This is a genomic window from Cellulomonas sp. FA1 (assembly GCF_000986825.1).
In the GTDB taxonomy this organism is placed as follows: domain Bacteria; phylum Actinomycetota; class Actinomycetes; order Actinomycetales; family Cellulomonadaceae; genus Cellulomonas; species Cellulomonas iranensis.
The window spans coordinates 2,719,878-2,730,179 of record NZ_LBMY01000001.1 but is presented as its reverse complement, the minus strand read 5'-3'; the positions used below and the strand labels follow the sequence as shown (position 1 = coordinate 2,730,179).

11 protein-coding genes are annotated in these 10,302 nt (G+C 75.7%); 9 read left to right on the top strand and 2 right to left on the bottom strand.

Features of this window, described 5'->3' with window-relative positions; genetic code table 11:
• Positions 1-25 precede the first annotated feature (25 nt).
• Both GY42_RS12315 and GY42_RS12310 read left to right on the top strand, forming a co-directional pair.
• On the top strand, positions 26-763 hold the full coding sequence (locus tag GY42_RS12315; RefSeq protein WP_152667305.1) for a polymorphic toxin-type HINT domain-containing protein: 738 nt from the start codon (positions 26-28) through the stop codon (positions 761-763).
• A gap of 595 nt (positions 764-1,358) precedes the next feature.
• Entirely contained in the window at positions 1,359-2,153 is a 795-nt protein-coding gene (locus GY42_RS12310; RefSeq protein WP_046529548.1) for a hypothetical protein, read from the top strand.
• 128 nt (positions 2,154-2,281) lie between these two features.
• Here the strand turns inward: GY42_RS12310 and GY42_RS12305 are convergent, their stop codons facing one another.
• Complete coding sequence (locus GY42_RS12305) at positions 2,282-3,409, bottom strand: class I SAM-dependent methyltransferase (RefSeq protein ID WP_082131521.1); 1,128 nt, start codon at positions 3,407-3,409, stop codon at positions 2,282-2,284.
• Between the two features lie 120 nt (positions 3,410-3,529).
• On the opposite strand from GY42_RS12305, the gene GY42_RS12300 reads away from it, so the two are divergent.
• The 7 genes from GY42_RS12300 to GY42_RS19465 all read left to right on the top strand — a co-directional run bounded on the left by GY42_RS12300 (position 3,530) and on the right by GY42_RS19465 (position 9,943).
• Positions 3,530-4,342, top strand: coding sequence for a DUF4129 domain-containing protein (locus tag GY42_RS12300; RefSeq protein ID WP_046529546.1), 813 nt, complete (start codon positions 3,530-3,532; stop codon positions 4,340-4,342).
• On the top strand, positions 4,339-4,911 hold the full coding sequence (locus GY42_RS12295; RefSeq protein ID WP_046529545.1) for a hypothetical protein: 573 nt from the start codon (positions 4,339-4,341) through the stop codon (positions 4,909-4,911). The genes GY42_RS12300 and GY42_RS12295 overlap by 4 nt, the downstream gene beginning before the upstream one ends.
• Positions 4,908-5,900 (top strand): AAA family ATPase, encoded by a 993-nt coding sequence (locus GY42_RS12290; RefSeq protein WP_046529544.1) that lies wholly within the window; start codon positions 4,908-4,910, stop codon positions 5,898-5,900. Before GY42_RS12295 ends, GY42_RS12290 begins: the two co-directional genes overlap by 4 nt.
• Positions 5,897-7,270, top strand: coding sequence for a DUF58 domain-containing protein (locus GY42_RS12285; protein ID WP_052748368.1), 1,374 nt, complete (start codon positions 5,897-5,899; stop codon positions 7,268-7,270). Before GY42_RS12290 ends, GY42_RS12285 begins: the two co-directional genes overlap by 4 nt.
• Positions 7,267-7,893 (top strand): hypothetical protein, encoded by a 627-nt coding sequence (locus GY42_RS12280; RefSeq protein ID WP_046529543.1) that lies wholly within the window; start codon positions 7,267-7,269, stop codon positions 7,891-7,893. The genes GY42_RS12285 and GY42_RS12280 overlap by 4 nt, the downstream gene beginning before the upstream one ends.
• A 134-nt stretch (positions 7,894-8,027) precedes the next feature.
• On the top strand, positions 8,028-8,300 hold the full coding sequence (locus tag GY42_RS12275) for a hypothetical protein (RefSeq protein ID WP_046529542.1): 273 nt from the start codon (positions 8,028-8,030) through the stop codon (positions 8,298-8,300).
• The gene (locus GY42_RS19465) at positions 8,297-9,943 is read left to right on the top strand and encodes a hypothetical protein (RefSeq protein WP_046529541.1); all 1,647 of its coding nucleotides are present in this window, start codon (positions 8,297-8,299) and stop codon (positions 9,941-9,943) included. The genes GY42_RS12275 and GY42_RS19465 overlap by 4 nt, the downstream gene beginning before the upstream one ends.
• Here GY42_RS19465 and GY42_RS12265 read toward each other — a convergent pair.
• Entirely contained in the window at positions 9,924-10,301 is a 378-nt protein-coding gene (locus GY42_RS12265) for a phage holin family protein (protein ID WP_046529540.1), read from the bottom strand. The genes GY42_RS19465 and GY42_RS12265 overlap by 20 nt on opposite strands.
• Between the last annotated feature and the right edge of the window lies 1 nt (position 10,302).

Sequence of the window (10,302 nt, the reverse complement as noted above, 5' to 3'; positions counted from 1 at the left end):
CCGGGCCGCCTTCAAGGCGACGTCCGTGTCGGCCGAGCTGGGACAGCGAGCGAACCGGGTCGTCGCCACGGTCAAGCGGGTCGCGGGTCGTGCCTGCTCGTTCGTCCCGGGCACGTTGGGACGGATGTCCGACGGGTCGTTGACGCCGATCGAGGACCTGCAGGTCGTTGACATGGTCCTGGCAGGTGATCCGGAGACGGGTCAGACGTCGGCCGAGGTGGTCATCACCCCGTTGACGTCGACGGGGGACAAGCACCTCGTGGCGCTGCGGTTCGACGGCGACGTCGAGGCTGTCGTCGCGACCGACAACCACCCCTACTGGGTGCGCGACGCCGAGTGGGTCGCGGCCGGGGAACTGGTCGTCGGCGACACGACGCTCGCGTCGGACGGCGCCGTGCGTACGCTCGTGCATACCACGGACCTGGGGTGGTTCCAGGACCAGACCGTCCACAACCTGCACGTCGCGGGTGAGCACACCTACTACGTCACGGCTGATCCTGCGCAGGCCGACCAGCTGGTCCACAACACTGGCCCGTCTTGCCCTGTCAACCAGATGAACGCCGCGTTCCAGCGAGGTAAGGCACCCAGAGGGATCATCAGAATCGACAGGGGCAAGGTCAAGGGTGAGCAGATTCGTGCTTACATCAAAACGCCGCGCAGACCTGCTGCACTCAACATCGATGGAACCTGGAAGCATGGTCGAGCCATTGTCACGCGTGCGCAGAGAATATGGCTGAAGTCGTTTGGTTGGAGGCTGCCGTGAAAGAGGCGATCGCGACCTGGTTGGTAGAAATAAGCGAAGGGGAGTGGTGCGGCGCCGGCTGCTTTTCTTCGACGCACTTCGACGAGATCTTCAATCCATCAGAGGGGGCTATTTCTCGCTCTCGTTCGGGGTGTCGGTGATCGCTGAGTGTTGGCCCCTGTGTTTAGAGTCCCGGGGCGGCGTTCCTCGAGTCGCTTTTACGCTCAGAAGTAGCTCGCGAATCGACGTGCGAGCACCTTCGCTTGATGCGGTTTCTTCGGATTTCGACTTATTCCACCCGCCTGAGCTGTACATCGTGAAAAGAAACGTAGAGTACCTGACTGGCGCGCAGGAGGAGTACCGCTCTTCGTACCTAGACCGCCGCTTGGGTGAAACTGAAGATGGAGGATTTATCCAAGCATCGTACAGTTGCTATCGGGATGAACTCTCGCGATTGAGGGGGGTGGGACTTTTCGCGGATGCATCCAGACCTTCCGTGCGCCGACTTTGCGCTACCAGCGTCGGCTCGAAGACTTTGTGATCCGGTCCCGCGGGAAGTCGATCAAGGCGCAACTTCTCAACCGACGCATGGAGATCGGCCCAAGGGGAAGATGACATGGTGAAGCTCTCTACGGCACGCATCGCGGGCGGGCGCGAGGTGCGTTTGGTGGAGTTTGACGAGCCTCCGGCGCCGTCGACGATCGCTGCGCTGCGCAAGAAGGGCGTCGGGGGGGTGGAGATCACCAGCAGGTGCTGGGATCCGCGGGCTCCCTCGCTCGCCTGGTTGGAGGATCTGCAGCCCGTGGTCCTGCTCGTGTGGTCTCGGGGGATCGTCCCTCCGCTACCCGCCGGGGCGCTCGAGCACGTCGAACGGCTAGATGTCGATGCGAGGGTGCGCCTGCGGCAGCCGATCGACGTCTCCACGCTGACCGAGGTGCGTGAGCTGTCGGCGAGTGCCGGCCAGCTCGGGGGCTCCCTGAGTCAGATGACACGCCTGCGTCACCTCCTCCTCGACCGTGTGGCCGAACCCTCGATGGCCCCCGTGTCCGGTATGCGGGAGCTCGAGTACCTGCGGCTCGAGTTGAGACGAGGTGTCTCGACGTCCTTCGACTTCCGGTGCGACGACCCGCCCCTGCGGCTGCGGGAGCTCGTCGTGATGGATGCACCGCTCGGCTCGCTGGCAGGGCTGGAGCGTCTTGCCGGGTTGGAGATCCTGGTGCTGTCGCCCGACCCCTCGGCGCCGCAGGGCGCGCCCGTGGACCTGCGGCCGCTGAGCCGTCTGGAGCGGCTGCAGGACGTGCGGATCGTCAGCAATGCGCAGTTCGAGCACATCAGCGTGATCGAGGGGCTCCCGAGGATCGAGAGAGCGCGCATCGGCGGCTGGTGCGGCGACCGACCGAGCGGGCCTTAATCCGCGACCACCCCATAACGCCTGGCCAGGAGGCCTCGCGGTGAACGCCTCGCCCGTGCGAGCCCAGAGTCGGCGCGCGGGCGTCTGCCGCCCGGACGCTGTCGGTCGACAGCAGCGGACACCTGACCTCAGCGCCGCACCGACGCCGTCACGGTGAACTTCGGGTCCCGCCCGACCTGCCGTGTCGGCCCGACGACACGTTCGAGCACGGGCCGGTACCGCAGGTGGGAGTTCCACACGGCCCACAGCTCGCCGCCGGGGCGCAGCACGCGCGCGGCCTGCGCGAACAGGTCGTGGGCGACCTGCGGGGCGATGGTCGCGCCGACGTGGAACGGCGGGTTGAGCAGGACGAGGTCGACGCTCGCGTCGGGCAGGTCGTCGGCGCCGGCGGCGCGCGTGACCCGCACGCGGTCGGCGACGTCGTTCGCGTCGACCGTGGCGCGGGCGGATGCGACGGCAGCCGCGGACTCGTCGGTCGCGACGACGTCGAGCCCGGGGCGCAGGCGGGCGAGCGCGACGGCCAGCACGCCCGTGCCGCAGCCGAGGTCGACGGCCGTCCCGGTGGTCGTCGGCACCGCGTCGAGGTGCCGCAGCAGCGCGCGCGTGCCGATGTCGACGCCCGTGCCCGCGAACGCGCCCCCGTGCGCGCAGACGACCAGGCCGAGGTCGGGGTGCTCGGCGCGCTCGGGCCAGCGGCGCGCGGGCCGCTCGGCGGCGGGGCGCGGCGACGACGCGACGAGCGCGCGGGACTTCTGCCGTGCGAGCCGCGCCTCGACCCGGCCCAGGTGCCGCGCGAGGACGTCGTTCATGGCCGTCGTCATGTGCTTGACGCGCCCGCCCGCCACGACCACGACGTCGGGGTCCGCGTGCTCGGCGACGAGCGCGGCGACTTCGTCGAGCGCGTCGAGCGCGCGCGGCAGCTGCAGCAGCACGACCCGCGCCCCCGCCACGAGGTCCGGCGTCAGCCCGTGCGACGTGAAGCCGCCCAGCCCCAGGCGTTCGGCGTTGGCGTGCAGCGCACGCTCACCCGTCAGCCGGTCCTGGTGCACGCGCACGCCGGTGACCCCGTGCCGGGCGACCGCGCCCAGGGTCAGCGCGCCGTACCGGTCGCCGATCACCACGACGCTCCCGGCGGGTGCGCCCACGAGCAGCGGCGCGGCCTCGTCGAGCAGCAGCCGGTCGGTCGCGTCGACCGCGTGCAGGTTCTCCGCCTCGACGTCGGGGTGACGACGCAGCGCGTCCAGGACGTCGCTCACCGGGCCCACCGCATCACCGGGCGAGGCTAGCAACCGGCCGCGGCGCCACCCCCGCGTCGGTGCAGGACGCTAGCCTGACCGGCACGTCCGCCCCGCCGTCGTCGTCCGGAGGTCCTGCCCGTGCCCACCCGCCGCGCGAGCGTGGTCACGGCGCTGGCCGCGCTGCTCGTGGTCGTCGGGGTGCTGGGTGCGGCGCTGTCCGGCCCGCTCGACCTGCAGGCGCGCCGCGTGGACGTGCCGGTCGCGACGTTCACGCCGCCCCCGCCGCCCGAGGTCACGGAGGCGCCCGAGCTCGCGGACGGCACGCAGGAGACGCCCGAGCCGCCCGCGTGGCTGCCGTGGCTGCTGCGCGCCGTGCAGGCGGTCGCGCTGCTCGCGGTGGTCACGGTGCTGGTGCTGGTGGGGCGGCAGCTCGCGCGCGGCTGGCGGTTCGACCGCCGCGACGACGAGGACGACGAGCCGCTCGGCGACGGCGAGACGGGGGAGCTCACCGAGTCGGGCGTCGCGGCGCTCCGCGAGGGCGTCGCGACGGCGACGCGTGCGCTCGAGGAGGACGTGCCGCCCGGTGACGCCGTGGTCGCGGCGTGGGTCGCGGTCGAGACGGCCGCCGCGCGCACCGGCGTCGAGCGGGACCGCGCGCAGACCGCGAGCGAGTTCGCGGTCGCGGTGCTCGGCGCGACGCGCGCCGACCCGGCCGCGACGCGCGCGCTGCTGGGCCTGTACCTCGCGGCGCGCTTCGGCTCGCACCCCGTGACGTCCGACGACGTGCCACGCGCACGGGACCTGCTCGAGACGGTCGCGCAGGGGCTCGTCCTGCGGGGCGACGGCGCCGGACGGCCGGGCGGCGCGGGCGGGTCCGGCGGCGACGGGTCGGCCGACGGTGCACCGGGTGACGCGCGCCCCGGCGCGCCCGACGACGGGACGTCGACATGAGCCGCGCAGCCACCCGCCTCCGTGACGCGCTCGCGGACGCACGCGGCGCGATCCTGCGACCCGCGGTCGTCGGACTGGGCGTCGCGCTGCTCACGTGGGCGCTCGGCTCGCACCCGGTCCCGGCGGGCGTCGTCGGGCTCGCGGTGGCCGCGGCCGTCGCGGTGCTGCAGCGGCTCGACGCCCGCGTCGAGCCCCGCGGGGCGCGCGGCACGGCGCAGCGCAGCGACGGTGCGCGCGGCGAGATCGCCGAGACCGCGTGGACCATGCAGAGCCGCGACGGCCGCGCGGGGGAGCGCGCGCTGCGCCGCCTGCGCGAGGCCGGGGCGCGGCGGCTCGCGCGGCACGGACTGGACCTGTCCGACCCGGCCGACGCCGACGCCGTGCTCGCGCTGATCGGTGCGCGGGCCCGCACCACGCTCACGCAGGTGCAGCACCCCCGGCCGTCCGTGGCCGACCTGGCCCACACCCTGAAGGTCCTCGAGGACCTCGGTGCGCAGCGCGCACCCGCCCCGGGCGCGTCCGCGCCCGGCACCGACCCCCACCCGCCCGCCGCGAGGAGCCGACGATGACCGAGACCCCCGCCGTGACCCCCGCCGCGCTGCCCGTGCCTGACGTGGCGCGTTCCGGCCGCGCCGTCCTCGACGAGGTCGCGACGGCCGTCGTCGGCATGGCCGAGCCGCTGCGCATCGCGCTCGCGGCGCTGCTCGCGGGCGGGCACGTGCTGTTCGAGGACGTCCCTGGCCTCGGCAAGACCCTCGCGGCCCGCAGCCTGGCCACCGCGCTCGGCCTGGACTTCCGCCGCGTGCAGTGCACGCCCGACCTGCTGCCGTCCGACGTCACCGGGTCCAGCGTGTTCGACCCCGCGACGTCGGAGTTCACGTTCCGCCCCGGCCCGGTGTTCACGGGCCTGCTGCTGGCCGACGAGATCAACCGCACGGCCCCCAAGACGCAGTCGGCGCTGCTCGAGGCGATGGCCGAGCGGCAGGTCAGCGTCGACGGCACGACGCACGCGCTGCCCGCGCCGTTCCACGTCGTCGCGACGTCCAACCCCGTCGAGTACGAGGGCACGTACCCCCTGCCCGAGGCGCAGCTCGACCGGTTCATGGTGCGCCTGGCCGTCGGGTACCCGGACCGGGACGCCGAGGTCGACGTGCTCGCGCGGCGCCTCGAGCGGCGCCGCGAGGCCGCGCCCGTCGGCCAGGTGGTCGACGTCGCGACGCTGCTGGCCATGCAGGCGGGCGTCGAGGCCGTGACGGTCGACCCCGACGTGCTCGCCTACGCGGTCGACCTGGCCGCGGGCACGCGCGCGCACGCGGCCGTCGAGGTCGGGGCGTCGCCGCGCGGCTCGCAGGCGCTCGTGCTGGTGGCACGGGCGCTCGCGGTGCTCGACGGCCGCGACTACGTGACCCCCGAGGACGTCAAGGCCGTCGCCGTGCCCGCGCTCGCGCACCGTCTGTCGCTGTCGCCGCAGGCGTGGGCGGCCGGGCTCGCGCCCGAGGCGGTCGTGCGGGAGGTGCTCGCGCAGGTCCCCGGGCCGACGACGGCGCGCCGCGCGTGAGCCTGCCCGAGCGGCCGCCCGCGCGGCCCCCGACCTGGCGCGACGACGACGCCGCGCCCGTCGTCGTGCCGCAGGGCCCGTGGACGCCCACGCTCGCGACGACGTGCGCGTCGGCGGCCGCGCTGCTCCTGCTGCTGCTCGGCGTGCTGCTGGCCCGGCCCGACGTCGCGGTGCTCGCCGTCGCGCCGCTCGTGCTCGCGGCGCGGGCGCTCGCGGCCCGCCCTCAGGGCGCCGTGACGGCCACGTTCGAGGGACCGGGCGTGACCGACGACGACGCCGACGGCACGGCGGGCCGGCTGCGCGCGACGCTGCGCGTCGAGGGCCCGGGCCCGTGGGCGACCGTCGCGGTGGGGCGCGAGGGCCGCGACGGCGCCGACGTGCTGGTGCGCGTCGACGGCACGCGGCGGCTGCCGGTCGTCGCCCGCACGGTCCGCACGGGCCCGCAGGAGGTCGCGTCGGCCGACGTGCAGGGTGCGGGCCCGGACGGCGCGTCGCTCGCCGAGCCGACCCCACGCGTCACGCGCCGCACGACCGTGCTGCCCGCGACCGCACCCCTGCTGGAGGTGCCGCTGCCGCCGCGCCTGCGCGGCCTCACGGGACCGCACCCGTCGCGCCGCCCCGGCGAGGGCGGCGACCTGCGCGACGTGCACCCGTGGGCGCCCGGCGACCGGCTGCGCCGCATCGACTGGCGCGTCACGGCACGGCGCTCGCCCGACCTGCGCGAGCTGTACGTCCGGCGCGAGCACGCGCTCGCCGAGGCGGTCGTCGTGCTCGTCGTCGACTCGCGCGACGACGTCGGGCCCGACCCCCGCACGTGGCGCGGCTCGCTCGCGCCGCACCCGCAGGACGCGACGTCCCTCGACCGCGCGCGGCAGGCCGCCGCGGCCGTCGCACGCGCCTACCTCGACCGCGGCGACCGCGTGGGGCTCGACGACCTGGGCGTGCGCCGCAGGCCCGTGGCGCCGGGTGGCGGGCGGCGGCAGCTCGACCGGATCCGCCACGCGCTCGCGCTCACCGCGCCCGAGGGGGCGCCCGCCGAGCGGCTGCGCCCGCCGCGGCTGCCGTCCGGTGCGCTCGTCGTCGTGTTCTCGACGTTCCTCGACGACGAGTCGGCGCGCGTCGCGGCCCGCTGGCGGGCCGCCGGGCACCGCGTCGTCGGCGTCGACGTGCTGCCGCGGCTGCGCACGTCCGGTCTGTACGACCGCGAGCGGCTCGCGCTGCGCATCGCGACCCTCACGCGCACCGACCGGATGGCTGAGCTCGCGGACCAGGGCGTCGAGCTCGTGACGTGGCGCGACGACGCGGCCGTCGCGCTGCGCGTGCTCGCGCGCCGCGGGCAACGCCGCGCCGGTGCGGGGGTGCCGGGGTGAGCGGGCTGCTGCGCACCGAGGGTGTCGGCGCCTGGGTGCTGGACCGGCTCGGCGCCGGCGCGCGCACGCCGCGCGTCCGCGGCGGGCCGCCCGAGGTCGAGGTGCGCACGGGGTCGACCGTGCCCGCCGCCGCGCTGCGGCTCGTGCTCGCGCTCGCGGGTGCGGGGGCGGTGCTGGTCGCGCAGGGCGCGCCCGGTCCCTCTCCCGGTACCGGCGGGCTGGTCGTGCTGCTCGCGGTGGGCGTCGCGCCCGCCGTGGTGCCGCGGCTGCCGTCGGCCGCCGTGCTGCTGCTCCTGCTGGGGGCGTGGCTCGTGGTGCACGACCCCGCGCCGCCGCTCGTGCTGGCGGGTCTCGTGCTGCTGGTCCACGTGGTGCTGCGCCTGGCGCCGGTCGTCGCGCTCACGGGGTGGCGCACGCGCGTCGAGGTCGCGGTGCTGCGCACCGACCTGCGTGCGGCCCTCGCCGCGCAGGCGGGTGCGCAGGCGCTCGCGCTGGTCGCGGGCGCGGTCGCCGGGTCGGGCGGCGGCAGCGGGTGGCGCGTCGCGGGGCTCGTGGTGGTGCTGGTGCTCACGTCGCTCGCGCTCGCGCGGCCCGAGCGCCCGTGGTGGCGCGCGCAGCCGTAGCCCGCCGGCCGGCGCCCGGACGAGGTCGTCCCGCGGGAGCGGCGACGTGACCCCAGGCGGACTCGTGGGCCGGCGCTCCCCAGGTCCCGCGAGCACCGGCCTGGCGGCGCGGCCGCGACCCTAGCGTCCTGCGCATGTCGTCGTCGGTCATCGGGTCCGCGCTCGCGGACGTCAGGGCGCAGGTCGCGTCCGCGCGGGCAGCCGTGCTGCGCTCGCGCGCAGTCACGTGGACGGGCACGGCCGCGGACGCGGCGGACCGCCGCCGCGGCGACCTCCTCACGGCGCTGCGACGCTGCGACGAGGCCCTCGACGCCGCGGACGGGGTGCTGGAGGTCGCGCGCCGTGCCGAGACGCAGTGCGTCCCGGGGCGGCCCGCGGGCCTCGCGAGCGCGCTGGTCGGGCGGTGAGCGGGGCCGTGCGCGAGGGCAGGTCGCTGATCATCGTCCGGGACGGGCGCGTGCTCGTCGACGCCGCCGAGCTCCTGGCGTCCGCGCGCGACCTGCGGGCCGCCGCCGACGGGCTGCACGCCGCCGACCTGCGGCTGGGCGCGACGGTCGTCCGGTCGCCGGTGCTCGCGTCCCCGGTGCCCGAGGTGCAGGCGCTGCACGACGCGCTCGCGACGCTGCGCCGTGCCCTGCACGGGCCGGCCGCGCTCGCGCACGACGTGCGGGAGCTCGCGTCACGCACGGTCGACGCCGCGCACGCGTACAGCCTCGCGGAGACCGGCGCGCAGGCGCACTGGCGCGGGTTCATCGGGGCGTTCGGGTCGGCCGCAGGAGTGCCGGGCGCGGGCATGCTCGGCGGCGTCGCGATCGCCACCGCGCTCGGCGACGTGCTGCTGGCCGAGGCGCGGAGCCTGCTCCGCGACCCGTGGGGGACCGTCGCGCCGCGGGGTCGCGTGGACTTCGCGGCCCGCCTCGCCGGGACGCCGCAGCGGATCGTGGCCGACGGCCGCGCGGGCCTCGTGCTGCAGCTGCTCGGTGGCGCACTCGGCACGCTCGTGGGCGCCGGTCCGCGGCACCTGGACCCGGTGCGGCGCTTCACGGCGCACGTCGCTGGCCTGCTGCCCTCGCGGGACGTGCGGCTGGTGCCGCGCGCGGACCCGCCGGACCTCCCGGCGCCCGACGGTCTCGCGGGCATGGTCGACCTGGTCGCGCGGACCTACGACGAGGACACCGAGACCGGTGAGCCCGGCACGCCCCTCGCGACCGTCACCGTGCAGCGGCTCGAGAGGCCCGACGGGTCCGTCTCGTGGGTCGTTGCGATCCCCGGAACGCGCGCCGCGGGCCTCGCGAGCGACGTGCCCACCGACAACGGCACCAACCTCGCGCTGGAGGGCGGCGTCCCCGACGTCATGACGGGCGCGGTGCTCGACGCGATGGCCGCGGCGGGGATCGGCGCCGACGAGCCGGTCGCGCTCGTCGGGCACAGCCAGGGCGGCATGGTCGCGACGACCGTCGCGGCCGCGGCCGCGAGCAGGTACGCGGTCCGGCTCGTCGTGACGGCGGGCTCGCCCGACGTGCCGGTCGTCGCGCCGCCCGGCGTCGCGGTCGTCGCGGTCCGGCACCGCGAGGACGCGGTCACGCTGCTCGACGGGATCGTCGGCGAGCGCGGCGGCCCGGGCACGCTGTCGGTCGTGCGGGACCTCGCCGCCACGGGCGGTCCGCCCGCGCCGTCGTTCAGCGAGGCGCACGCGGTCAGCGGCTACGTCGGCACGGCCGCGATGGTCGACGAGGAGATCGGCGACCTGCCGACCGACGACCCCGTCCGCGCCGCGCTGCGCGACGTGCTCGGCGACGACGGTGGGTCCGTCGCCGCGACGACGCGTCAGTACACCGTGACGACGGACCCGCTGGAGGTGTGCGAGCCGGCACCCGTCCGGGAAGAGCCGGCACCCGGTGCCACGCCGACCCCCGCGCCGACGCCGGACCGGCGCGTCCCGCCCCCCGAGGGCTTCGAGGACTGGTTCGGGGCGCGGCCGATCGTCCCGGTGCCCGAGGGGTTCCTGCGCCGGCCGGGGCCGGCGCAGGTCAGCGCTTCGAACCCGTGAGCCCCGAGAGCACGAAGCTCACGACCGAGACGATGAGCGCCCCGATCACGGCCGTGCCGAAGTTGTCGATCCGCAGGCCCCACGACGTCTGCTCCGTGATCCACGCGGTCAGCATGAGCATGAGCGCGTTCACCACCAGCGTGAACAGCCCCAGCGTGAGGATGTACAGCGGGATGGACAGCACGGCGACGATCGGCTTGACGATCGCGTTGACCAGCCCGAACACGAGGGCGATCAGCAGGATGATGCCGACCTTCTCCGCGGTGGTCTGCCCGCCGACGATCTCCAGACCGGACAGCAGGACGGTCGCCAGCCAGATGGCGACCCCGTTCACCAGCACGCGCGCGACGAATCCCATG